At 61.4% G+C, this 24,050-nt stretch carries 23 protein-coding genes; 15 read left to right on the top strand and 8 right to left on the bottom strand.

What is annotated here, in order from left to right:
* Nucleotides 1–21: 21 nt before the first annotated feature.
* Together ABV589_RS13275 and ABV589_RS13270 are read right to left on the bottom strand one after the other, a co-directional pair.
* Complete coding sequence (locus ABV589_RS13275; RefSeq protein WP_367086120.1) at nt 22–2,433, bottom strand: penicillin acylase family protein; 2,412 nt, start codon at nt 2,431–2,433, stop codon at nt 22–24.
* Nucleotides 2,434–2,535: 102 nt separating this feature from the next.
* Nucleotides 2,536–3,114, bottom strand: a complete 579-nt coding sequence (locus ABV589_RS13270) for a DUF6436 domain-containing protein (RefSeq protein WP_367086119.1) — start codon at nt 3,112–3,114, stop codon at nt 2,536–2,538.
* A 99-nt stretch (nt 3,115–3,213) separates the two neighbouring features.
* Between ABV589_RS13270 and ABV589_RS13265 the strand changes: the two genes are divergently transcribed.
* Nucleotides 3,214–4,161, top strand: coding sequence for an alpha/beta hydrolase (locus ABV589_RS13265; RefSeq protein WP_367086118.1), 948 nt, complete (start codon nt 3,214–3,216; stop codon nt 4,159–4,161).
* A gap of 129 nt (nt 4,162–4,290) precedes the next feature.
* Here ABV589_RS13265 and ABV589_RS13260 read toward each other — a convergent pair whose 3' ends face one another.
* Nucleotides 4,291–5,043, bottom strand: a complete 753-nt coding sequence (locus ABV589_RS13260) for a DUF2059 domain-containing protein (RefSeq protein WP_367086117.1) — start codon at nt 5,041–5,043, stop codon at nt 4,291–4,293.
* A gap of 108 nt (nt 5,044–5,151) precedes the next feature.
* On the opposite strand from ABV589_RS13260, the gene ABV589_RS13255 reads away from it, so the two are divergent.
* Both ABV589_RS13255 and ABV589_RS13250 read left to right on the top strand, forming a co-directional pair.
* Nucleotides 5,152–5,784, top strand: a complete 633-nt coding sequence (locus ABV589_RS13255) for a 2OG-Fe(II) oxygenase (protein WP_367086116.1) — start codon at nt 5,152–5,154, stop codon at nt 5,782–5,784.
* Between the two features lies 1 nt (nt 5,785).
* The gene (locus tag ABV589_RS13250) at nt 5,786–6,271 is read left to right on the top strand and encodes a DUF523 domain-containing protein (protein WP_367086115.1); all 486 of its coding nucleotides are present in this window, start codon (nt 5,786–5,788) and stop codon (nt 6,269–6,271) included.
* A 101-nt stretch (nt 6,272–6,372) separates the two neighbouring features.
* Here the strand turns inward: ABV589_RS13250 and ABV589_RS13245 are convergent, their stop codons facing one another.
* The gene (locus ABV589_RS13245) at nt 6,373–6,936 is read right to left on the bottom strand and encodes a transporter substrate-binding domain-containing protein (protein ID WP_367086114.1); all 564 of its coding nucleotides are present in this window, start codon (nt 6,934–6,936) and stop codon (nt 6,373–6,375) included.
* Nucleotides 6,937–7,071: 135 nt separating this feature from the next.
* Between ABV589_RS13245 and ABV589_RS13240 the strand changes: the two genes are divergently transcribed.
* Nucleotides 7,072–7,497: a DUF4399 domain-containing protein gene (locus ABV589_RS13240; RefSeq protein ID WP_027610528.1), complete on the top strand. Its 426-nt coding sequence runs from the start codon at nt 7,072–7,074 to the stop codon at nt 7,495–7,497.
* Between the two features lie 62 nt (nt 7,498–7,559).
* Here ABV589_RS13240 and serA read toward each other — a convergent pair whose 3' ends face one another.
* On the bottom strand, nt 7,560–8,789 hold the full coding sequence (gene serA / locus ABV589_RS13235) for a phosphoglycerate dehydrogenase (protein WP_025112046.1): 1,230 nt from the start codon (nt 8,787–8,789) through the stop codon (nt 7,560–7,562).
* Nucleotides 8,790–8,995: 206 nt separating this feature from the next.
* Between serA and ABV589_RS13230 the strand changes: the two genes are divergently transcribed.
* From ABV589_RS13230 to ABV589_RS13215, 4 genes are all read left to right on the top strand, one after another.
* Nucleotides 8,996–10,390 (top strand): FAD-binding oxidoreductase, encoded by a 1,395-nt coding sequence (locus ABV589_RS13230; protein WP_367086113.1) that lies wholly within the window; start codon nt 8,996–8,998, stop codon nt 10,388–10,390.
* Between the two features lie 39 nt (nt 10,391–10,429).
* Nucleotides 10,430–11,095 (top strand): fumarylacetoacetate hydrolase family protein, encoded by a 666-nt coding sequence (locus ABV589_RS13225; RefSeq protein WP_027610530.1) that lies wholly within the window; start codon nt 10,430–10,432, stop codon nt 11,093–11,095.
* A 299-nt stretch (nt 11,096–11,394) separates the two neighbouring features.
* Nucleotides 11,395–12,318: an SdiA-regulated domain-containing protein gene (locus ABV589_RS13220; RefSeq protein WP_367086112.1), complete on the top strand. Its 924-nt coding sequence runs from the start codon at nt 11,395–11,397 to the stop codon at nt 12,316–12,318.
* 191 nt (nt 12,319–12,509) lie between these two features.
* Nucleotides 12,510–13,427, top strand: coding sequence for an SdiA-regulated domain-containing protein (locus tag ABV589_RS13215; RefSeq protein WP_367086111.1), 918 nt, complete (start codon nt 12,510–12,512; stop codon nt 13,425–13,427).
* A gap of 146 nt (nt 13,428–13,573) precedes the next feature.
* On the opposite strand, the gene rpiA is transcribed toward ABV589_RS13215, so the two are convergent.
* Entirely contained in the window at nt 13,574–14,248 is a 675-nt protein-coding gene (rpiA, locus tag ABV589_RS13210; protein ID WP_007965573.1) for a ribose-5-phosphate isomerase RpiA, read from the bottom strand.
* A 315-nt stretch (nt 14,249–14,563) separates the two neighbouring features.
* Between rpiA and ilvA the strand changes: the two genes are divergently transcribed.
* Together ilvA and ABV589_RS13200 are read left to right on the top strand one after the other, a co-directional pair.
* Nucleotides 14,564–16,078 carry a threonine ammonia-lyase, biosynthetic gene (ilvA, locus tag ABV589_RS13205; RefSeq protein ID WP_367086110.1) on the top strand — a complete coding sequence of 505 codons (1,515 nt, stop codon included), beginning with the start codon at nt 14,564–14,566 and terminating at the stop codon, nt 16,076–16,078.
* 39 nt (nt 16,079–16,117) lie between these two features.
* Complete coding sequence (locus ABV589_RS13200; protein WP_367086109.1) at nt 16,118–16,543, top strand: DUF2269 domain-containing protein; 426 nt, start codon at nt 16,118–16,120, stop codon at nt 16,541–16,543.
* Nucleotides 16,544–16,662: 119 nt separating this feature from the next.
* On the opposite strand, the gene ABV589_RS13195 is transcribed toward ABV589_RS13200, so the two are convergent.
* Nucleotides 16,663–17,319, bottom strand: coding sequence for an HAD family hydrolase (locus tag ABV589_RS13195; protein WP_367086108.1), 657 nt, complete (start codon nt 17,317–17,319; stop codon nt 16,663–16,665).
* A gap of 143 nt (nt 17,320–17,462) precedes the next feature.
* Here ABV589_RS13195 and ABV589_RS13190 point away from each other — a divergent pair, with 143 nt between their 5' ends.
* Both ABV589_RS13190 and ptsP read left to right on the top strand, forming a co-directional pair.
* Complete coding sequence (locus ABV589_RS13190) at nt 17,463–17,942, top strand: RNA pyrophosphohydrolase (protein ID WP_003229203.1); 480 nt, start codon at nt 17,463–17,465, stop codon at nt 17,940–17,942.
* Between the two features lie 22 nt (nt 17,943–17,964).
* On the top strand, nt 17,965–20,244 hold the full coding sequence (ptsP, locus tag ABV589_RS13185; RefSeq protein WP_007965577.1) for a phosphoenolpyruvate--protein phosphotransferase: 2,280 nt from the start codon (nt 17,965–17,967) through the stop codon (nt 20,242–20,244).
* Between the two features lie 159 nt (nt 20,245–20,403).
* Here the strand turns inward: ptsP and ABV589_RS13180 are convergent, their stop codons facing one another.
* The gene (locus ABV589_RS13180; RefSeq protein ID WP_367086107.1) at nt 20,404–21,150 is read right to left on the bottom strand and encodes an NRDE family protein; all 747 of its coding nucleotides are present in this window, start codon (nt 21,148–21,150) and stop codon (nt 20,404–20,406) included.
* Between the two features lie 130 nt (nt 21,151–21,280).
* Here ABV589_RS13180 and ABV589_RS13175 point away from each other — a divergent pair, with 130 nt between their 5' ends.
* From ABV589_RS13175 to ABV589_RS13165, 3 genes are all read left to right on the top strand, one after another.
* Nucleotides 21,281–22,063 (top strand): sulfite exporter TauE/SafE family protein, encoded by a 783-nt coding sequence (locus ABV589_RS13175; protein WP_003229195.1) that lies wholly within the window; start codon nt 21,281–21,283, stop codon nt 22,061–22,063.
* A gap of 80 nt (nt 22,064–22,143) precedes the next feature.
* Nucleotides 22,144–22,959, top strand: a complete 816-nt coding sequence (lgt, locus tag ABV589_RS13170; protein WP_007965581.1) for a prolipoprotein diacylglyceryl transferase — start codon at nt 22,144–22,146, stop codon at nt 22,957–22,959.
* Nucleotides 22,960–23,009: 50 nt separating this feature from the next.
* On the top strand, nt 23,010–23,981 hold the full coding sequence (locus tag ABV589_RS13165) for a thymidylate synthase (RefSeq protein ID WP_367086106.1): 972 nt from the start codon (nt 23,010–23,012) through the stop codon (nt 23,979–23,981).
* Nucleotides 23,982–24,050 lie beyond the last annotated feature (69 nt).

Here is a 24,050-nt window from a genome sequence, read left to right as displayed (position 1 = left end):
CGCTGGCAAGCCTGCACAAATTTATTGGGCAGCCCTTGCCGGCAACAGCTTCAACGTACTGCGGGTATTGGCCGTCACCTCTTCCTCGCTGAAGTGTGCCTGCACATACATCCCCTCGACGTACTCTTCGGCCTGATCATCATAGTGGCTGTCGAACGGCACGCCGCTCTGGCCGACCGGGTTGATGGTCAGGCTGTGCGCCGGGTCGGCGAAATACACCAGACGCCGCGTCGAAGGCCCATAGGTCACCGGCCATGGCGCCGGACCGAGCTTGGCCGAGAGGTTGTTCGGCACTTCATGACTGCCCGGCGCGGCGAACGGCCCGACGTTGACGATGCGGTCCAGTGGCTTCTGTTGTCCCAGTGGATGGCCATGGGTCAGGGTGTGCGCCGTACCCCATTGCCAGTCCGACGGATTGTCGCCGAGGCTCTGTTTCAGGTGCGCCATGCTCGTCTGCCATGCCGCTTTGACGATGTCGGCACGGGTTTCCTTGTTCGGCGTGTTGCGGTTGTCCCACCAGGGCGAATCCGCGTTCGCCGCCAGGCGCGGCAGGGCTGCATCGATCACCCGGGTCGACAGCAGCGTTTCGAAGAAATCGTTGCCCAGCTCATCACGCATCGCCGCATCGGCGAGGTCGTAGAGGAACTGGTTGAACACTGTGGCGTTGACCGAATCCAGCGGATAGTCGCCTTGCCACTGTGCCAGTTGCTCGACCAGTTTCAGCTGCGCCGGATCGCTCACCACTTCTCGCAGCACCGGCAGCAGCGGCGCCAGGGTGCGCGGGCCGTAGGCGGTGGTGGTGCCCAGTTGCAGCTTCTGGTTGGCCTCGTTGCTCCATTTCACGTTCTTGTCGCTGAGCTGGCGATTGAGCTGCTGACCGCGATCGGCGAGGTTGTAGTAGCCGGGAATCTCCATCCCGGTCGGTGACAGCGGCTGGAAGTTGGCCGAGACGATGTAGCCGCGCGGCGGATTTTCTTCCTGCGGGTTGGCGCTGAACGGGTAATAACCGTCCTTGTCCGCCTGATTGCCGCTGCCGTCGAGAATGAACTCCGGCTTGACCCCGGCCGGGCGCTTGGGCAACAGCGCCGAGGCCCACCAGGCGATGTCGCCCTTGGCGTTGGCGTAGACGATGTTCAGCCCCGGCGCCTGCACCTTGGCCGCCGCGGCGCGGGCCTTGGCCAGGGTATCGGCGCGGTTGAGCTGGTAGAAACCTTCGAGAATCGGGTTCGGTGTTTCGAGGAACGCCCACCACATGGCGATCGGTGTTTTCCCGGCAGCGGTGCCGAGGGCGTCGTTGACGATCGGGCCGTGGGGCGACTGGCGCAGGGTCAGCGTCACCGCTGCCTGGCCCTTCACCGCGATCTGCTGCTCGGTGCTGACCAGATCGGTCCACTGGCCGTGGTACCAGACCTGATTCGGGTTATCCGGGTTGACCTTCTCGGCGATCAGATCCAGATCGTCGTTTTGGAACATGGTCAGGCTCCAGCCGAAATCCAGGTTGTGCCCCAGGAACGCGAACGGCACCAGCGCCTGGTGATGGCCGTACAACTCAAACCCCGGCGCCGACAGTTGCGCCTCGTACCACACCGACGGCACCGAGAAACGAATGTGCGGGTCACCGGCCAGCAGCGGTTTGCCGCTCTGGCTGCGACTGCCGGCGATCACCCAGGCGTTGCTGCCTTCGAATTGCGGCAGGCCGTTTTCAATCAGCGCCTGCTCGCTGAGGCGGGCGAGGGCGTTGAGGTCTTGCCAGTCGCCGGCGGCGAGGGCCGGCGTCTTTTTGGCGTGACCTTTGGCAAGCACGCCCTTGGGCTGCCAGTCGAGGTCGAAGACGTTGAGGTAATCGGCGCCGAGTTGATCGCGCACGTAGGTCAGCAACGGCTCGGTGCGAAACGCGGCGGCAAAGCTGTAGGCCATGTAACCGGCGACGCTGATGCTGTCTTCGGCGGTGAACGGCCGCTTGGGGATGCCCAGCACGTCGAACTCGATCGGCGCGGCGTGGCTGTCCTGATACTGATTGATGCCGTCCAGATAGGCTTGCAGGGCCTTCCACGCCGGTGACTGCTTATCGAGGCTGGCGACATAGCTGGCAGCGCGCTCACGGATGCGCAGGCTGCGGAATAGTTTGTCGGTGTCGAGCAGCTTCGGCCCGAGCACTTCGGCCAGCTCGCCGCGTGCGAGGCGGCGCATGGCTTCCATCTGGAACAACCGGTCTTGAGCGTGCACGTAGCCGAGGGCGCGATAAAGATCGGTTTCGTTCTCGGCACGAATATGCGGCACCCCGCGTTCGTCGTAACGCACGGTCACCGAACCCTGCAGACTGCGCAGCTCCACCTGGCCCTGACGCGTCGGTTGCTTGCTATAGACGTACCCGCCGACGCCGGCGAGCAGGACAACGATGAGCAAGGCAAGAACGGTGAAGACGCGTTTCATGGTGACTCCTTGTGCATGCGGGATTGCCGCCCGTCGGGCTGCAAACAATTAGCACAGACCTTCCGTGCCGTGCATCGCTGTCCTCGAAAAGTCCGGAATGCCTTACTGCGCCACCACCGGCCACGGGCAATAACAACCGACCGCCAGGGTGTGCGTGGCGTTGACCGGGCGATCATCGGTCAGGGCATTGAGGATCGGTTCGATAAAACTGTTGCTGGAATTGCAGGTCAGCCCTTCGCTGTACGGCCCGAAGTACGCCAGTTTGCCGCTGTGGTCCCAGATCGCCACGGCGGGGCTGGCGGGGATCTGCTCGGAGCCGGGCAATACCGTGATGGTTTTCAGATTGCTCAGGGTGGCGGGCAACTGGCCGTGGCTGCCGGCGCGCTGCACGGCGAAGAATTCCACACCGCGCGGGCCGAACTGTTCGACCATTTCCGTCAGGTGCTGTTGATTGCCGACGTTGCATGGGCAGGCCGGGTCCCAGAAGTGCACGAGGCGGATTTTGCCGGGGCCGGCCAGCTCATCCGGCAAGCGCAACGGATCGCCGGAAAACACCGCCGTGTGCTGGCTGAACGCGCGCAGATAACGCCCCTGAAACCAGTCGTACGCCGCCCACAGCACCCCGGCACACACAAGCGCGAGCAGGCTGGCAAACAGTGCGGTGCGGTAGGGCGAGCGCATGGTTTTTGGGTCCTCGAAGGTGGGCTAGCTTGCCATGCTTGTCGCAACAGATGAATATCGCAGGCCGATAAAGTCTGTTTACCGCTTTGGAATACCCGCATGCCTGACACTTTCGATGCCGATCATTTACGCGCCAGCCTCAAGCCTTTGGCCCAATGGCAGCCGTTGTCGGACGAGGCGAAGGCGTATCAGCGGTTCTATCAGACCGACTTCCCCGAGCGCGATGTCTGGCGCGGCATGGGCCGGTTCGAAGTCGATGGTTATGAACTGGTCAGCCATTGCTGGTGGCCGGAAAAGGTCAAGGGCACGCTGTTTCTGCTGCACGGTTTTTACGATCACACCGGGCTGTATCGGCATGTGATCGAGTGGGCGCTGGATCAGGATTTTGCCGTCATCGCCTGCGACTTGCCGGGCCATGGCCTGTCGAGCGGAGCGCGGGCGAGCATTCGCGACTTCTCCGAATATCAGGACACCTTGCAGGCGTTGTTCGCTGAAGCCAGTTCGATCGCCCTGCCGCAGCCCTGGCACCTGTGCGGACAAAGCACCGGCGGCGCGATTGTCGTCGATCATGTGCTTAATCATGGCGAGAACAGTCCGGCGCAGGGCCAGCTGATTCTGCTGGCGCCGCTGGTGCGTCCGCGTGCCTGGGGTTGGTCGCAGCTCAGTTATTATTTGCTGAGGCCTTTCGTGCGGGGCGTCACCCGGCGCTTCAGCGAGAACTCCAACGACCCCGATTTCCTGCCGTTTCTGCAAGCTGATCCGTTACAGCCCAAACGCTTGCCGACCGCATGGGTCGGTGCGCTGTCGCGCTGGATCATCCGGGTCGAACACGCGAAGAAAAGTCCGCGACGGCCGCTGATCATTCAGGGGCAGGCAGACATGACCGTGGACTGGCAGCACAACTTGCAGGTGCTGAAGTGGAAGTTCGACCGGCCGCAGATTCTGCTGCTGCCGGAGGCGCGGCATCATCTGGCGAACGAGACGCTGGAGATGCGCGAGGAGTATTTCGAGTTTCTGAACAAGCGGATCAGGGGGCGGAATCTTTAGGGGATTTGCTGGCCACATCGCTGGCAAGCCAGCTCCCACAGGTTTTCCGGCGTTCACAAACTCTGTATTTGATGAAAATCCTTGTGGGAGCTGGCTTGCCAGCGATGGCGGTCTGAAAGGCGATAAAGCTTACTGGCCAAGGTTCGAGGAGCTTTGCCCCACCGCCAGCCCCGCCCGAATCGCCGCCAGCGCCGCCTGGTAATACGCCTTGCCCTCGGTGGATTCGGCAAAGGTCGCGAACTGCTCCAGTTCGTCATCCGACAGATCGCGATAAACGTAGAGCAGCGTGTTGTTCAAATCGGCGCCGATCTGGTCCATCAGGCGCTGGCGCTGGCCGTTCAACATGCCTTGCGCCTGACCGCCGCCGAGCAGGCCGGGAATCATCGAACTCAAACTGTCCGCCGCCACGCCGGCAATCGCCAGGCTGACCTCGGCACCGGCCTCGCGGGCGGGCAGCGCCTGGGCCAGATGGCCGATGATCAGCAGGCGGCTGTCGCTGGCCTGCATCTTCGGCAGGCCCTTGGCGTTTTTCGCCAGTTGATCGCGACGGGTGGCGAGCAATTCAGCGGCGACGATTTTCTCGCCCAATGGCGATTGAAAAAAGGTCAGTGCCGGTTGTGGATCGGCAAGGTGCTGGCGCAATTGCGCTTCGGCACGCTGATCCATGGCCTGGGGGGCGAAGCGCTGGTTGCTGTTGTTGACCAGGGCTTGAAACACCGCCGGTGGCAGGTTGTTCTGGTAGCGCTGCTGCGCGGCACTCAGGGCATCATTGAAATGCGCACGTTGATCTGGCCAGCCGGCGATCTTGTACAACTGATCGTGGCCGTCCGCCCAGGCGGGCAAAACACAAAACATCAACAGTGAAAAAAGCAAACGGCGCATAGGGACTCCTGTCAGCAGCGGACTATTCTCCGTGCGGTGCCGGTACTTGTCGAGAATTCGTAGCCAGCCGCTGCGTGGCTCTGTCGGATTTCTTGCCGCCGGCATACTATGCGCGCCATGCAAATATCCTCCGAACACCCGCTGCTGTTACGCATCGTCGACGACCTGGCCGAGCATGGCTGGTCGCAGCAGAACATTTTCCTGCCCGCGGGTTTGACCCGTGAGCTGGCGGCCGAGTGCCGCAAACGTGAGGCCGAGGGTGAACTGGCGCCGGCGGCGGTGGGTCGTGGGCCGTTTTCGGAGATTCGCGAGGGCATTCGTGGCGACCACATCCAGTGGATCGACCCGGGCCAGGCCGAGGCCAGCGACCGTTATCTGAACCTGATGGACAGCCTGCGCGAGGCGCTCAATCGCGGCTTGTTCCTGGGGCTGGAGGATTTCGAATGCCACTTCGCCCTGTATCCGCCGGGCGCGTTTTACCGCAAGCACGTTGACCGTTTCCGCGATGATGACCGGCGTATGGTCTCGGCGGTGGTCTACCTCAATGACGCGTGGCTGCCGGAAGACGGCGGTCAGTTGCGCATGTATCTGGACGAAGAGCGGGTCCACGATGTGCAACCCACTGGCGGCTGTCTGGTGGTGTTCCTCTCCGGTGAGGTACCCCATGAAGTGCTGCCGGCGCACCGCGAACGCCTGTCGTTGACGGGCTGGTTCCGCCGCCGTGGCAACGAGCCGTTCTGATATGCAGAAGATTCTGGTCAGCCGCTGCCTGTTGGGCCACCGGGTGCGCTACGACGGCGGGGCCAGCGGGCCATACAATCTGCTCGAACAGTGGATCGCCGAAGGGCGTGTGGTGCCGCTGTGCCCGGAAGTCGCCGGTGGGCTGCCGACTCCACGGGCAGCGGCGGAAATCCCCGGCGGGCAGGGCGCCGAAGTGCTCGATGGCAACGCGGCGGTGATCACCACCGAGGGCGAGGACGTCAGCGCGCAGTTTCTCGACGGCGCGCGGCAGGCGCTGGCGCTGGTGCAGGAGCACGGTATCCGCGTCGCGGTGCTTAAGGCCAACAGTCCTTCCTGCGGGAATTTGCTGACTTATGACGGGGCGTTCAGTGGGGTGAAGGTCTCGGGAGAGGGTGTGACGGCTGCGCTGCTCAAACGCCATGGGGTTCAAGTCTTCAGTGAACTCGAACTGCCGCAGGCCGCAATGGCCCTGCCCCCACTCGACTAAAAGCCCACTGCAGACCGTCTGTAGGAGCTGTCGAGTGAAACGAGGCTGCGATCTCTTGATCTTCAAAATCAAGATCAAAAGATCGCAGCCTGCGGCAGCTCCTACGGTTCGGTGAACCACTTCGCGGACAATGCCGCCAAGCGCCCATCCGCTTTGATCCGCTGCAACGCACCCGCAAGGCTCGCCTGAAACGCCGGATTACCCTTCTGAAACGGAATCGCCAACTCCACCGGGGTCGCCTTCGGTTTCTCCTCGGTCAGCGCCTGGACCAGCACCATCGGCCGTGGTTGCTCATCTTTCTTCGCCCATAGCTGCGAATCGACCTTGCCGTAAGACTCGCTGACGTCGAAACGATCCTTGAGTTCAGGTGTCAGTGCTATGTGGTTGAGCGCGACGTCGTACTTGCCGCTTTCAACGCCCTGGAGCAGGTCGGCTTCGTCGGTGACGATAAAGTCGGCGCGCACATCCAGCTCGTTGGCCAGCAGTTGCCCAAGCTCGACCTCGAACCCCGTGAGTGTGTCGCCATCCTTGAAATTGAAGGGCGGTGTATTAGCCTCAAGGGCTATGCGCAACTCGCCACGGTCGTTGACGTCATCAATCAGTTCGGCGTGAGCCAGAGGGCTCAAAAGGGGTAGCAGGCAGATCAGGCCAGGCAGAAAACGCATGGTCACTCCTTTGAAATCATTATCGCGATGCTCTGAGTCAGGCTCGCTTTGCTATGGTTGTCGAGTGCCTTCGACAACGAATGGTCATGAAGTTGTCATGACCGCGCGGATTTTACGGAAAAACTGGAGAAGAGAATGAAAACGTTTATGTCACGAGCAGCCTTGGCTGGCCTGTTGATGGGTGTTTCAGTGCTGGCCAGTGCAGCGACCCCGGCACCCAAGGGCGCCGAAGTGTTCATCGTTTCTCCCGAGGACGGGGCCACGGTTTCTCAGGAGTTCAAGGTCAAGTTCGGGGTCAAGGACGTCGCGCTGGCACCGGCCGGTGACGTCACCAAGAACACCGGTCACCATCACCTGCTGATCGATGCCAAGGAAATCGTTCCGGCCGGTTCCGTCGTGCCGACCGACGCCAACCACATGCACTTCGGCAAGGCGCAGACCGAGGCCACGATCAAACTGGCCCCGGGCAAGCACACCTTGCAACTGGAACTGGGTGACAGCGGCCACATGGCGTTCGATCCGCCGATCGTCTCGAAGAAGATCACCGTCAACGTCGAATGACGTTTTCGCACGCATGAAAAAGGGAGCCCGAAGGCTCCCTTTTTTTGTCGCTCAGCGTCGGATCAGAACAGCACGCGGCTACGGATAGTACCGTTGACGTGTTGCAGCTTCTCTTGTGCCAGCTCCGAGTACTCGGCGTCGACGTCGATCACCACGTAACCGACTTTCTCGTTGGTCTGCAGGAACTGACCGGAGATGTTGATACCGTTTTCGGCGAAGACCTTGTTGATCTCGCTCATCACACCCGGGATGTTCTCGTGGATGTGCAGCAGGCGGTGCTTGCCAGGGTGAGCCGGCAGGGCCACTTCCGGGAAGTTCACCGACGAAACGGAGGTACCGTTGTCGCTGTACTTGACCAGTTTTTCCGCCACTTCCAGACCGATGTTGGCCTGCGCTTCGGCAGTCGAGCCACCGATGTGCGGGGTCAGGATCACGTTGTCCAGGCCACGCAGCGGGCTTTCGAACTCTTCGTCGTTGGAGCGTGGCTCCACCGGGAATACGTCGATGGCCGCGCCGATCAGGTGCTTGTCCTTGATCGCGTCCGCCAGGGCGTCCAGCTCGACCACGGTACCGCGCGCGGCGTTGATCAGGATGCCGCCCTTCTTGATGGCGCGGATTTCCTTCTCGCCGATCATCCACTGGGTCGCGGCGGTTTCCGGAACGTGCAGGGTGACGATGTCGGACATGCCCAGCAGCTCGTGCAGGTTGCCGACCTGAGTTGCGTTGCCCAGCGGCAGTTTGGTCACGGTGTCGTAGAAGAACACCTGCATCCCTAAGCCTTCCGCCAGAACCGACAGCTGCGTACCGATCGAGCCGTAGCCGACGATACCGAGTTTCTTGCCACGAATCTCGAAGGAGTTGGCTGCGGACTTGATCCAGCCGCCACGGTGGCAGGAAGCGTTTTTCTCAGGGATGCCGCGCAGCAGCAGGATCGCTTCGGCCAGCACCAGTTCCGCGACGGAACGGGTGTTGGAGTACGGCGCGTTGAACACGGCGATACCGCGCTCGCGGGCAGCACTCAGGTCAACCTGGTTGGTGCCGATGCAGAAACAGCCGACTGCCACCAGCTTCTTCGCGTGATCGAAGATCTCTTCGGTCAGTTGGGTGCGCGAACGAATGCCGATGAAGTGAGCGTCAGCGATCTTTTCCTTGAGCTGGGCTTCCGGCAGGGAGCCTGTCAGGTATTCGATGCTGGTGTAGCCCGCCGCCTTGAGGACGTCGACAGCCGATTGGTGGACGCCTTCGAGAAGAAGGAACTTGATCTTGCTCTTATCGAGAGAAGTCTTGCTCATCTGCGTAAACCTGTATCCCGGAGAAAAATGGCAGGGAGGGGAGCAGCCTGGAGCTGACCCAAACGGCAGGAAAGCCGTTACCGCAGAACCGGCCTTGGGCACTGGTCTGCGGGGTCGGTATGCTAGCATAGCCGCCCCGCTAATCACTCATTCCTGCGACGTGAAGCGTTCTCAGGATGACCATGAATTGTTCGAGAGTTCTGTCGATGACCAATCCTGCCCTGATTGATGAACTGAAGACCCTGGTCGAGCCTGGCAAGGTCCTGACCGACGCCGACTCCCTGAACGCGTACGGCAAGGATTGGACCAAGCACTTCGCGCCCGCGCCGTGCGCCATCGTGTTTCCCAAGACCATCGAACAGGTGCAGGCCATTGTCCGTTGGGCCAATACCCACAAAGTGGCGTTGGTGCCATCCGGCGGACGCACCGGGCTGTCCGCCGCCGCCGTCGCCGCGAATGGCGAAGTGGTGGTGTCGTTCGACTACATGAACCAGATTCTCGACGTGAACCTCACCGATCGCACCGCCGTGTGTCAGCCGGGCGTGGTCACCGAACACTTGCAGAACGTCGCCGAAGAGAACGGCTTGTATTATCCGGTTGACTTCGCCTCCGCTGGTTCCAGCCAGATTGGCGGCAATATCGGCACCAATGCCGGCGGGATCAAGGTGATTCGCTACGGCATGACCCGCAACTGGGTCGCCGGCCTGAAAGTGGTCACCGGTAAGGGCGATGTGCTGGAGCTGAACAAAGACCTGATCAAGAACGCCACCGGCTACGATCTGCGCCAGTTGTTCATCGGCGCCGAAGGCACCCTCGGGTTTGTGGTTGAAGCGACCATGCGTCTGGATCGCGCGCCGAAAAACCTCACCGCGATGGTCCTCGGCACCGCCGACTTCGACTCGATCATGCCGGTGCTGCATGCGTTCCAGGGCAAGCTCGACCTGACTGCGTTCGAATTCTTCTCCGACAAGGCGCTGGCCAAAGTGCTGGGCCGTGGCGATGTGCCGGCACCGTTCGAGACCGAGTGTCCGTTCTACGCGCTGCTGGAATTCGAGGCGACCAGCGAAGCAGTGGCCAACACGGCGCTGGAAACTTTCGAACACTGCGTCGAGCAGGGCTGGGTGCTGGACGGTGTAATGAGCCAGAGCGAAACCCAGTTGCAGAACCTGTGGAAGCTGCGCGAGTACATCTCCGAGACCATCTCGCACTGGACGCCGTACAAGAACGACATTTCGGTCACCGTGTCGAAAGTGCCAGCGTTCTTGCAGGAAATCGATGCGATCGTCGGCGAATACTACCCGGACTTCGAAATCGTCTGGTTCGGCCACATTGGCGACGGCAACCTGCACCTGAACATTCTCAAGCCGGATAACCTGAGCAAGGACGAGTTCTTCGCCAAGTGCGCGACCGTCAACAAATGGGTGTTCGAAACCGTCGAGAGGTACAACGGTTCGATTTCCGCCGAACACGGCGTGGGCATGACCAAGCGCGACTACTTGACGTACAGCCGTTCGCCGGTCGAAATCGAGTACATGAAAGCGGTCAAAGCGGTGTTCGACCCGAATGGCATCATGAACCCGGGCAAGATCTTCGCGGTTTGATTGGCAATCCCCTGAATCAATGAAGGCAGGAGTCGGTAAATGAGCTATCAGCACCAGTATGTCGACGGCACGCGCATCCACTTCCCGATCGGGAAGGTGGTATGCATCGGGCGTAATTACGCCGAACACGCCAAGGAACTGGACAATCCGGTTCCTACCGAACCGTTGCTGTTCATCAAGCCGGGCAGTTGCGTGGTGCCGCTCGAGGGCGGTTTCAGCATCCCGACCGAGCGCGGTTCGGTGCACTACGAAGCGGAAATCGCCGTGTTGATCGGCAAGCCACTGTCGACCAAACCGAGCCGCGAAGAAGTGCTGGATGCGATCTCCGGTTTCGCCCCGGCGCTGGACCTGACCCTGCGCGACAAGCAGGCCGAACTCAAGTCCAAGGGCCTGCCATGGGAAATCGCCAAGTCGTTCGACGGCGCCGCGGTGATTGCCCCGTTCGTGGTCGGCAGCACTTTCCCTGACCTGACCGACATCGGCATTCGCCTGACCATCAACGGTGAAGTGCGCCAGGACGGCAACAGCAGCGCCATGCTCAACCCGATCGTGCCGATGATCCAGCACATGGCCGGCTGCTTCTCGCTGCAGGCCGGCGACGTGATCCTCACCGGCACGCCAGTGGGCGTCGGCCCGCTGAACGTCGGCGACGACATCGTGCTGGAACTGGTTGGCGCGAGCAGCTTCAGCAGCAGCGTGCGCTGACCGAACGCATCCGATACACAGCAACTGTGGCGAGGGAGCTTGCCCCCGCTGGACTGCGCAGCAGGCCCCTGCTTTTTGAAGTGAAAAGCAGGGTCGCTTCGCGCCCTAGCGGGAGCAAGCTCCCTCGCCACAAGTGCCGCTCCTGCATTGGCTCTGTGTCGCGGCTCGCAAAGCCGCACGACAATCCCGCCATTTGCCGTTTTTTTCACATTCTGTCCGGATAATTCCTCTCATTCTGGCGTCTGAGCCGGCCTCTTTGTGCTATTACCCATAGCCTGAATTTTCGGAATGCGTCCCTGATGTCAGCTCACACTCAGCTCAATCCTCCTCGTCGCTCACGTTTCGCCCTGCGCTGGTATGTCTGGCTGTTGCTGGTGCTCGCTGTCGCTTATGGCGTGGCGCATATCATGCATTGGGACGACCGTGGTCTGCTGTGGCTGCGCGAGCGCCTCGAGACTCAGGCTGAGCAGAAGGCAAGCATCTGGCTGCCGGACTATCGGGCGGTCATCGACGGCAAACTGCTGCCGGGCATGGAAAAGGACGAGGCCTCGGACCTGTCCTACAACCCGCAGACCAAAACCCTGTTTTCGGTGATGGGCAAGAATCCGTTCCTGGTCGAGCTGACTCTGCAAGGTGATGTGCTGCGCAAGATGCCGCTGGTGGGCTGGACTAACCCGGAAGGCGTGACCTTGATGGAAAACGGCCTGATGGCGATCGTCGATGAGCGCGAGCACCTGCTGACCATCGTCAAGGTCGATGCCAGCACTCGCGAACTGAATATCGCCGATTTCCCGAAATACGACCTCGGCCCGTCGAAAAACCAGAACAAGGCGTTCGAAGCAATCACCTGGGATCCGCGCAATCAGCAGTTGCTGCTGGGCGAAGAACGGCCGCCGGCGCTGTTCACCTGGAAAAGCGACGGTAGCCAGATCCTCAAGGGCGACAAGCAGAAGCTGGCCAATGATGAACTGGATATCCGCAACCTCTCGGCACTGGCCATCGACCCGCGTACCGGCCACACCCTGGTGCTGTCCGCCGATTCGCACCTGTTGCTGGAGCTGGACGAGAAGGGCGAGCAGGTCAGCTTCATGACCCTGCTCGGCGGCTTCAATGGCCTGAAGAGCACTATCCCGCGCGCCGAAGGCGTGACCATGGACGACGCCGGTACGCTGTACATGGTCAGCGAACCGAACCTGTTCTATCGCTTCGAAAAGCAAAAGTAGCAGCCCGAATCTCTCCCCTGTAGGAACTGCCGCAGGCTGCGATCTTTTGCTTTTGCTTTTCAAGATCAAAAGATCGCAGCCTGCGGCAGCTCCTGCACGGTTCTGTTGTGGGAAAGGGCAAGTGGCCATTAAGCTTCAGTTCAGACAGGCGTGATATTTCATCCGCCTGTTTTGATCCCGAGCCTGCCTGAATGCGTCGACTTGCCCGCCCCAAACCCCTGATCGTCATCCTGTCGGTGATTGTCCTGATCGCATTGGTCGCGATCGGCCAATACCTGCGCCTGTTCGAGCGCGCCTGGTTCAATCTGTACAGCCTGTGGCAACCGTTGAGCAGCCAGGCCATTGGTCTGGATCAATACCGGGTCGAGGTGGAAGCCCGGGTCATCGACGGCCTGAACGACGATGTCTCGGCGTTGACCTTCGATCCGGTGCGCAAAAGCCTGTTCACCGTGACCAACAAGAATGCCGAACTGGTCGAGTTGTCGCTGGAGGGCAAGATCCTGCGGCGCATCGCATTGATTGGCTTCGGCGATGCGGAAGCCGTTGAGTTCATCAGCGCCGACACTTACGTGATCACCGACGAGCGAGAGCAACGCCTGATCAAGGTGCATCTGGAGCGGGACACCACGTTCCTCGATGCAGCAGACGCCGAACAAATGACCCTCGGCGTGCATATGAGTGGCAACAAGGGTTTCGAAGGTCTGGCCTATGACTCGGTGGGCAAACGCCTGTTCGTCGCCAAGGAGCGTGACCCGATGCTGATTTATGAAGTGCATGGCTTCCCGCACTTCAATCCGGAAAAATCCTACGCGGTGCACGTGATCAACAACCCCAAGCGCGATGCCGGGATGTTCGTGCGCGATCTGTCGAGCCTGCAATACGACGAGCGCAGCGGCCATTTGCTGGCGCTGTCCGACGAGTCGGGGCTGATTCTGGAGCTGGATGTGGACGGGCGGCCGTTGAGCACGCTGTCGCTGAACAAGGGCCGGCAGGGCTTGCGCAAGAGCGTGCCGCAGGCCGAAGGCATTGCGATGGATGATGACGGGACGTTGTATCTGGTGAGTGAGCCGAATCTGTTTTACGTCTTCAGGAAACCTATCCAACCCTAATCAACACCATAAAACACTGTGGGAGCTGGCTTGCCAGCGATTGCGGCCTGTCAGTCAACATTGTTGTTGAGTCTGACGGCCTCATCGCTGGCAAGCCAGCTCCCACAGGTTTATCCGTCTGCCCACAAAAATGTGGGTGACTGGGATTACTCAGCCTTCAGCGTCTTCACACCTTCGCTGGTGCCCAGCAGCAACAGATCCGCCGGACGCGCCGCGAACAGGCCGTTGGTGACCACACCAACGATCGCATTGATCTGCGCTTCCAGCTCCACAGGGTTGGTGATCTGCAGGTTGTGCACGTCGAGGATGATGTTGCCGTTATCGGTCAGCACGCCTTCGCGGTACACCGGGTCGCCGCCCAGTTTCACCAGTTGGCGAGCCACATGGCTGCGGGCCATCGGAATCACTTCCACTGGCAGCGGGAATTCGCCCAGCACCGGCACCAGTTTGCTGGCGTCGGCGATGCAGATGAAGGTCTTGGCCACGGCCGCGACGATCTTCTCGCGGGTCAGGGCCGCGCCGCCGCCCTTGATCAGGTTCAGGTGTTCGTCGCTCTCGTCGGCGCCGTCGACGTAGAACTCCAGGTCGCTGACGGTGTTCAGTTCATACACCGGAATGCCGTGGCCCTTGAGGCGCGCGGCAGTGGCTTCGGAGCTGGCAACCGCGCCATCGAACGCGCCCTTGTGCTGGGCCAGGGCATCGATGAAGCAGTTGGCAGTGGAGCCGGTGCCGACCCCGACGATGCTCTTGTCGTCGAGTTTCGGAAGGATGAAGTCGACGGCGGCCTGAGCCACTGCCTGTTTGAGTTGATCCTGGGTCATGCGGGCTCCGGAAGCGGGCAAGGGGAGAACGGAAAGGCCGGCATTATAGGCGCCGAGGTGGTGAAGGGGGAAACACCCTGTGGTGAGGGGATTTATCCCCGATGGAGGGCGAAGCGCTCCCCGGCACTCCTGCCAAATATTGCGCTCTCCGGTTGACGACGGCTGCGCCGCCGATCGGGGATAAATCCCCTCACCACAATGAGGTTTACATCACAAAGTGTTCGCCCCGGCTAAAACCCCCTGTTCAGTGTGGTCGTCCGGGCAAAAGCCGGGTTAGACTCGTCGGTCCCGCCCAATCGCCAGTGATGCTTTCCGATGCTCGAACAGTACGTCAAAAAGATCCTCACCTCGCGCGTTTATGACGTTGCCGTAGAAACCCCGCTGCAGAACGCTCGCCAGCTCTCCGAGCGGCTGGGCAATGACATCTGGCTCAAGCGTGAAGACTTGCAGCCGGTGTTCTCGTTCAAGATTCGCGGCGCCTACAACAAGTTGACCCAGCTGACGGACGAAGAGCGCGCCCGTGGCGTGGTCACCGCGTCGGCGGGCAACCATGCGCAGGGTCTGGCGCTGGCGGCGAAAGTGCTGGGTGTGAAAGCGACCATCGTGATGCCCAAGACCACCCCGGAGATCAAGGTCGAAGGCGTGCGTTCGCGCGGCGGTAAAGTCGTGCTGCACGGCGATTCGTTCCCGGAGGCGCTGGCCTATTCGCTGAAACTGGTCGACGAGAAGGGCTACGTCTACATCCACCCGTACGACGATCCACACACCATTGCCGGGCAGGGCACCGTGGCGATGGAAATTCTGCGCCAACACCCGCAACCACTGGACGCGATCTTCGTGCCGGTCGGTGGCGGCGGTCTGATTGCCGGCATCGCGGCGTACGTGAAATACCTGCGGCCGGACATCAAGGTCATCGGCGTCGAGCCGGACGACTCCAACTGCCTGCAAGCGGCCATGGCCGCCGGTGAGCGCGTGGTGCTGCCGACCGTGGGTATCTTCGCCGACGGCGTGGCGGTGGCGCAGATCGGTCAGCACACCTTCGACATCTGCAAGGATTACGTCGACGAGGTGATCACCGTCAGCACCGACGAAATCTGCGCCGCAATCAAGGATATCTACGACGATACCCGCTCGATCACCGAGCCTGCCGGCGCTTTGGGCGTGGCCGGGATCAAGAAGTACGTCGAGTCGCGTGGTGTCAACGGCCAGACCTTCGTCGCCATCGACTCCGGGGCCAACGTCAACTTCGACCGCCTGCGCCACGTCGCTGAGCGCGCCGAGCTGGGTGAAGGTCGCGAGGCGATCATCGCCGTGACCATTCCGGAGCAGGCCGGCAGCTTCAAGGCCTTCTGCGAAGCGATCGGCAAGCGCCAGATCACCGAATTCAATTACCGCTACAACACCGGCAGCGAAGCGCACATCTTCGTCGGCGTGCAGACGCACCCGGAAAACGATCCGCGCAGCGCACTGCTGGCGAGTCTGGCCGAGCAGGGCTTCCCGGTCATCGATCTGACCGACAACGAGCTGGCCAAGCTGCACATCCGCCACATGGTCGGCGGGCGCGCGGCGCAGGTGGTCGATGAAGTGGTGCTGCGCTTCGAATTCCCGGAGCGCCCGGGCGCGCTGTTCAACTTTCTCAACAAGCTCGGCGGACGCTGGAACATCTCGATGTTCCATTACCGCAACCATGGTGCGGCGGATGGCCGTGTCGTCGCAGGTCTGCAAGTACCGCATGACGAGCGTCATCTGGTGCCGGCGGCGCTGGCGGAGATCGGCTACCCGTACTGGGACGAAAGCGACAACGCGGCCTATAAGCTGTTTCTTGGCTGAGCGGCTACGCTGATGGGCAGGCCTTAAGGAAATCGAACAATGGAAACGTTAACCGCCCTGAAAACCGCGCACATGGTCGCCACTGTGGTGTTGCTGGCCAGTGCGCTGGGGCTGGGGATCTGGGTTTTTCTGGCGCGCCGCAAAGGTGATGCAACGGCCGGTAGTCGCACCTTGCAACGGCCACGGGTGTTCATCTGGCTGTTGATGGGCCTGGCGCTGTTGAGCATGCCCTTCACCGGCTGGGGCATGGTGCATCGGGTCGGCTGGCCGCTGGGGCAGACCTGGCTGCTGGCCTCAAGCGTGCTGTACACCGTGGCGGCGCTGGCGTGGTTCTGGTTGCTGGTGCGGTTGAATCGGTTGCGCAAGGCGCCGGGTGGCGTTGGCAAGTTCACGTTTGCCTTGGCGTTATTCAGCTTTGTCTGTTTTATCGCCATTGCCGGGCTGATGGGCGCCAAACCTGTTTAGGGCTTGAGACCGCGTCGCTTCAATCGCTGGCAAGCCAGCTCCCACAGGATCTGTAGCGAACACAAATGGTGTGATCACCTGGAAAACCTGTGGGAGCTGGCTTGCCAGCGATAGCTATATCAGCCGCGCAGACTAATGACTGGCCAGCCACGCTTCTCGGCCTCGGCCCGCAGATTCGGATCCGGGTCAACGGCCACCGGGTTCGCCACCTGCTCCAGCAGCGGCAGATCATTCATCGAATCGCTATAGAAATAGCTGTCATCCAGCGAATACCCGGTTTCCTCCAGCCAGCGATTGAGGCGCGTCACCTTGCCCTCACGGAAGCACGGAATGTCGGTGCTGCGCCCGGTGTAGCGGCCATCGACCATCTCGCACTCGGTGGCGATCAGGGTTTCGACGCCCAGGCGTACGGCAATCGGTGCAGTGACGAAGCGGTTGGTGGCGGTGATGATCACCAGTTTGTCGCCGGCGTCGCGGTGCTGTTTCAGCAGTTCCAGCGCCTTGGGCAGCACGATCGGTTCGATGCAGTCGCGCATATAGTCGTTGTGCCATTGATCGAGCACGGCCATGTCGGTGCGACCGAGGATCTCCAGGCAGAAGTTCAGGTACGCGGCGTTATCCAGCTGGCCGGCCAGGTAATCCTGATAGAACTCGTCGTTGCGCGTCTTGTACGCCACCGGATCGAGGAAGCCGCGTTCGCACAGATAGTCGCCCCAGGCGTGATCGCTGTCGCCGCCCAGAAGGGTGTTGTCCAAATCGAATAGAGCCAGGCGCATTGCAGTTACCCGCTGAAAAGTCAGTAAAAAGGCGACAAGAATACGGTCTTTTCACAAGAGTGCACATAAGGTAGGAACCTTCGTTGCCGCCTTATCAAGCTTTGTGGAACAATGCGGCGACATGCGTTTGCGAGGTTGTTGCCGTGATCGACCCCGATGGTTTCCGCCCCAATGTCGGGATCATTCTGACGAATGACGCCGGCCAGGTGCTATGGGCTCGCCGTATCAATCAGGATGCCTGGCAGTTTCCGCAAGGGGGAATCAACCCCGAGGAGACGCCGGAAGACGCCTTGTACCGCGAGCTGAACGAAGAAGTTGGCCTGGAACGTGAAGATGTTGAAATACTGGCCTGTACCCGGGGCTGGTTGCGCTATCGTTTGCCGCAACGTCTGGTGCGTACCCACAGCCAACCGCTGTGCATCGGCCAGAAGCAGAAATGGTTTCTCCTGCGCCTGATCTCCAACGAGCAGCGGGTGCGGATGGATTTGACCGGTAAACCGGAGTTCGATGGCTGGCGCTGGGTCAGTTATTGGTATCCGTTGGGCCAGGTGGTGACATTCAAGCGCGAGGTGTATCGACGCGCCCTCAAAGAGCTTGCCCCGCGCCTTTTAGCGCGCGACTGACGACGGAGTTCGACCCCGAGCCATGCTCAATACGCTGCGCAAGATCGTCCAGGAAGTTAACTCCGCCAAGGATCTCAAGGCGGCGTTGGGGATTATTGTGTTGCGCGTCAAAGAGGCCATGGGCAGCCAGGTCTGCTCGGTCTACCTGCTTGATCCCGAGACCAACCGCTTCGTCCTGATGGCCACCGAGGGCTTGAACAAGCGCTCGATCGGCAAGGTCAGCATGGCACCCAACGAAGGTCTGGTGGGTCTGGTCGGCACGCGTGAAGAACCCCTGAACCTCGAAAACGCCGCGGATCACCCGCGCTACCGCTACTTCGCCGAGACCGGCGAGGAGCGCTACGCCTCCTTCCTCGGGGCGCCGATCATTCACCACCGCCGCGTCGTCGGCGTGTTGGTCATCCAGCAGAAAGAACGCCGCCAGTTCGATGAAGGTGAAGAAGCCTTCCTCGTGACCATGAGCGCGCAGCTCGCCGGCGTAATCGCCCACGCCGAGGCCACCGGTTCGATCCGCGGTCTGGGCCGTCAGGGCAAGGGCATTCAGGAAGCCAAGTTCGTCGGCGTACCGGGTTCACCGGGTGCGGCGGTCGGTACTGCGGTGGTGATGCTGCCGCCGGCGGACCTGGACGTGGTGCCGGACAAGCACATCACCGACATCGACGCTGAGCTGGCGCTGTTCAAGACCGCCATCGAAGGCGTGCGCGCCGACATGCGCGCGTTGTCCGCCAAACTCGCGACCCAGCTGCGCCCGGAAGAGCGCGCGCTGTTCGACGTCTACCTGATGATGCTCGACGATGCCTCGCTGGGCAGCGAAATCACCACCGTGATCAAGACCGGCCAGTGGGCCCAGGGCGCGCTGCGTCAGGTGGTCACCGAGCACGTCAACCGTTTCGAACTGATGGACGACGCCTACCTGCGTGAGCGTGCGTCGGACGTCAAGGACCTCGGCCGGCGCCTGCTGGCCTACCTGCAGGAAGAGCGTCAGCAAAACCTGGTCTACCCGGAAAAAACCATTCTGGTCAGCGAAGAGCTGACTCCGGCCATGCTCGGCGAGGTGCCGGAAGGCACGCTGGTCGGTCTGGTGTCGGTTCTCGGTTCGGGTAACTCGCACGTCGCGATCCTGGCCCGGGCCATGGGCATTCCGACGGTGATGGGCCTGGTCGACCTGCCGTACGCCAAGGTCGACGGCATCGAAGTGATCGTCGATGGCACCCGCGGCGAGGTCTACACCAACCCCAGCGATGTGCTGCGCAAGCAGTTCGCCGAGGTTGTCGAAGAAGAGAAACAACTGGCGCTGGGCCTCGACACCCTGCGTGATCTGCCGTGCGTGACCCTCGATGGCCATCGCATGCCGCTGTGGGTCAACACCGGCCTGCTGGCGGATGTGGCGCGGGCACAGAAGCGCGGCGCCGAAGGTGTCGGCCTGTACCGCACCGAAGTGCCGTTCATGATCAACCAGCGCTTCCCGAGCGAAAAGGAACAGCTGGCGATCTACCGCGAGCAGCTCGCCGCGTTCCACCCGCAACCGGTGACCATGCGCAGCCTGGACATCGGCGGTGACAAGTCGCTGTCGTACTTCCCGATCAAGGAAGACAATCCGTTCCTCGGCTGGCGCGGGATTCGCGTGACCCTCGACCACCCGGAAATCTTCCTGGTGCAGACCCGCGCGATGCTCAAGGCCAGCGAAGGCCTGAACAACCTGCGGATCCTGCTGCCGATGATCTCCGGCACCCACGAACTCGAAGAAGCCCTGCACCTGATCCACCGGGCCTGGGGTGAAGTGCGCGACGAAGGCACCGACGTGCCGATGCCGCCTATTGGCGTAATGATCGAGATACCGGCCGCGGTTTATCAGACCAAGGAACTGGCGCGGCAGGTGGACTTCCTGTCGGTCGGCTCCAACGACCTGACCCAGTACCTGCTGGCCGTCGACCGCAACAACCCGCGAGTGGCCGATCTTTACGACTACCTGCACCCTGCGGTGCTGCAAGCCCTGCAAACCGTGGTGCGCGACGCACATGCCGAAGGCAAACCGGTGAGCATCTGCGGCGAAATGGCCGGTGATCCGGCAGCGGCGGTGCTGTTGATGGCGATGGGCTTCGACAGCCTGTCGATGAACGCCACCAACCTGCCGAAAGTGAAGTGGATGCTGCGTCAGATCAACCTGAGCAAGGCCAAGGATCTGCTGGCGGAGCTGATGAAGATCGACAACCCGCAAGTTATCCACAGCTCGCTGCAACTGGCGCTGAAGAATCTCGGGCTGTCGAAGATGAACCCGCCGGCGGTCAACAAGGCCCTCTGAAAGGCTGATGACCCTGTGGCGAGGGAGCTTGCTCCCGCTGGAGTGCGGAGCGCTCCCAATTCGGTCAATGAGACTCTTCTGAGAGATCGCATTGACTGGGTTGCGGCTGCTTCGCACCCGAGCGGGAGCAAGCTCCCTCGCCACAATGGTTGCTCACTTTCAGGTATTGATCTCCACCTCGCCCAAATGCCCGCCATACGGCCCGAAACTGCGCTCCACCATCCGCCGCGTGCCATCCGCCTGCACGATCAACGCCGTACTCGCCCGCGTCCCGTAACTTTGACTGGCAATAAACACACTCGACAGCAGTGATTCAGTGGCCAGCCCGACCCCGGTGTCCGGCAGCTCGGCGAATGGCGCGGTTTGCGCATCGCCCAGCAATTCCAGCAACCGCGCAGGCTGTGGATCATCCAGCACCGCATTCAACGCAGCCTTGGCCTTGAGCAGCTTCGGCCACGGCGTATCCAGCCCGGCATTCGATAGCCCGTAAACTCCTGGCTCGAGCATCACCGGTTCCGACGTCCGCGCATTGAAGTGCCACAGCTCATGGGCATTACCCAGCAGCAGGTTGAACCCGGCGTACTCCGGCGAGCGCGCGACCACATCGCTTAAGTAATCATCAATCGACGCATCGCCCGTGAGAAACCGCGCCACCAGTTCCCCTCGTGACTTGCGCGCCGGCGGCTGGTGCGGGTCGCGGATATTGGTCAGTGCGGCGAAACGTCCGTTGGCACCAATCCCCAGCCACGTGCCGCCAGCCTCAAGATCGCGGCCGGCATGCACATGCGGCGCGTCGGCCCATGGCGCCAGCGGCAGGCTCGGGCGGGCGTAGAACTCGTCACGGTTGGCCGCGACGATCAGCGGCTGGGCATGGCCCGGGCGCCAGGCGAAAACGATCAGGCACATAAGGTGGTCCTTGTGTGTTTTCTGCTCACTCTACGCAGTCGTCGTCCGTGCATCCATCGCAAGTGGAGCCAAAGGCCATGCATCCGTTACCATGCCGCTCCGGTTTTGGGGATGCGTCGGGGAGACGGCCGTGGAATTTCTGCTCTATCTGGCGCTGGGCGCCTGTGCGGGCGTGCTGGCCGGGCTGTTCGGGGTGGGCGGCGGGATCATCATTGTCCCGGTGCTGGTGTTCAGTTTTACCTTGCAGGGTTTCGATCAGTCGATCCTTACGCATCTGGCGGTTGGCACGTCGCTGGCGACGATCATTTTTACGTCGGTCAACGCCGTGCGTGAACACCATCGGCGTGGCGCCGTGCGCTGGCCGATCTTCAAGTGGATGGCGGTGGGCATACTGCTCGGCGCCGGTTTCGGTGCGCTGACGGCCGAGGCGATTTCCGGGCCGAATCTGCAAAAGATCATCGGCGTATTTGCCTTGGTGATCTCGCTGCAGTTGGCGCTGGACATCAAGCCCAAGGCCAGTCGAACCGTCCCCGGCAAACTCGGTCTGACCGTGGCGGGGAGCGTGATCGGTTGGGCGTCGGCGATTTTTGGCGTCGGCGGCGGTTCGCTGACCGTGCCGTTTCTGACCTGGCGCAGCGTGCCGATGCAGCAAGCCGTGGCGACCTCGTCAGCCTGTGGCCTGCCGATCGCCCTGGTCAGTGCATTAAGTTTCATGATTCTGGGCTGGCACGATTCGTTGTTGCCGCCGCATAGTCTCGGTTTTGTTTATTTGCCGGCGCTGTTGGGCATCGCCCTGACCAGCATGGTCTTCGCCCGTCTCGGCGCGCGATTGGCCCACAGGTTGTCGCCGCGCTTGCTGAAAAGACTGTTCGCCGCTTTGCTGTTCTGCGTGGGTTTGAATTTCCTGCTCTGACACATTTGGCAATCCTGGCTTAATCCTGAGGTGGCAGCGTCGCCCGGGAATTTTGGTTTCAACTCTAACGAGGAGTCGCAATGCTGCCTTACCCGCAGATCGACCCGGTGGCCCTGGCCATCGGTCCGCTGAAAATCCACTGGTACGGTCTGATGTACCTTGTCGGCATCGGCGGCGCATGGCTGCTGGCGTCGAGCCGGCTCAACCGCTTCGACCCGACCTGGACCAAGGAGAAGCTCTCCGATCTGGTGTTCTGGCTGTCGATGGGGGTGATTGTCGGTGGCCGTCTGGGTTACGTGCTGTTCTATGACCTGAGCGCCTACATCGCCAACCCGACGCTGATTTTCGAAGTGTGGAAGGGCGGCATGTCGTTCCACGGCGGGTTCATCGGGGTGATGCTCGCTGCGCTGTGGTTCGGCAAGCGTAACGGCAAGACCTTCTTCCAGTTGATGGACTTCGTTGCGCCGATGGTGCCGATCGGTCTGGGTGCCGGGCGTATCGGTAACTTCATCAACGCCGAGCTGTGGGGCAAGCCGACTGACGTGCCGTGGGCGATGATCTTCCCGCCGTTCAGCGATCCGGCGCAGTTGCCGCGTCACCCGTCGCAGCTGTATCAGTTCGCGCTCGAAGGCGTGGCGCTGTTCCTGATCCTGTGGCTGTTCTCGCGTAAACCGCGTCCGACCATGGCAGTATCCGGCATGTTCGCGCTGTTTTATGGCATTTTCCGTTTCATCGTCGAGTTCGTCCGCGTACCGGACGCGCAACTGGGCTACCTGGCCTGGAACTGGCTGACCATGGGTCAGGTGCTGTGCGTACCGATGATCGTCGGCGGGCTGTTCCTGATCTGGCTGGCCTATCGTCGTGCGCCGGCAGCGCCGCTCGCGCCGACCGCTTAAACTACGAACCCCGGCGCGCGACGCCGGGGCTCAAAGGACACAGGTAACTCATGAAGCAATATCTCGAACTGGTCTCGCACGTCATCAAGAACGGCAGCAAACAGGCCAACCGCACCGGCATCAACACCATCAGCTTCCCGGGTGCGATGCTGCGTTTCGATCTGCAGGAAGGCTTTCCGGCGATCACCACCCGCAAGATGGCGTTCAAATCGGCCATCGGTGAGATGTGCGGTTTTCTGCGTGGGGTGAACAACGCCGCTGAATTCCGTGCGCTGGGCTGCAAGGTCTGGGACCAGAACGCCAACGAAAACGCGCAGTGGCTGGCCAACCCGTTCCGTCAGGGCGAAGACGACCTCGGCGAAATCTACGGCGTGCAATGGCGCAAATGGCCGGCGTACAAGCAGATCCCGCTGAGCAACACCGCCGCCATCGAACAAACCCTGAGCAACGGCTACAAGCAGATCGCTCAAGGCGAAGAAGACGGCCAGGCCTATGTGGTGCTGTACAAAGCCATCGACCAGGTGCGCCAGTGTGTCGACACGATCATCAAGGATCCGGGCAGCCGCCGCATCCTGTTCCACGGCTGGAACGTCGCCCAGCTCGATGAAATGGCCCTGCCGCCATGCCATCTGCTGTACCAGTTCCACCCGAATGTCGAGACCAGAGAGATCTCCCTGACCCTGTACATCCGCTCCAACGACCTGGGCCTGGGCACGCCGTTCAACCTCACCGAAGGCGCTGCGCTGCTCAGCCTGATCGGGCGCCTGACCGGCTACACGCCGCGCTGGTTCACCTATTTCATCGGTGATGCGCACGTCTACGAGAACCACCTGGACATGCTTAACGAACAGCTCAAGCGCGAGCCGTTCGCCATGCCGAAACTGAAAATCTCCGACCGCGTGCCGGAGTTCGCCAAGACCGGTGTGTATCAGCCGGAGTGGCTGGAGCTGGTGGAACCGAGCGATTTCTCGCTGGAAGGTTACGAGCACCATGCGCCGATGACCGCGCCGATGGCGGTCTGACAGACTGCCATTAAACCTGTGGGAGCTGGCTTGCCAGCGATGACGGCAGCACATTCAACATTGATGTGT

Origin of the sequence: Pseudomonas sp. HOU2, assembly GCF_040729435.1 — a bacterium.
Taxonomy (GTDB): domain Bacteria; phylum Pseudomonadota; class Gammaproteobacteria; order Pseudomonadales; family Pseudomonadaceae; genus Aquipseudomonas.
The sequence above is the reverse complement of the archived record's forward strand: the minus strand, read 5'-3'. Positions and strand labels throughout refer to the sequence as shown.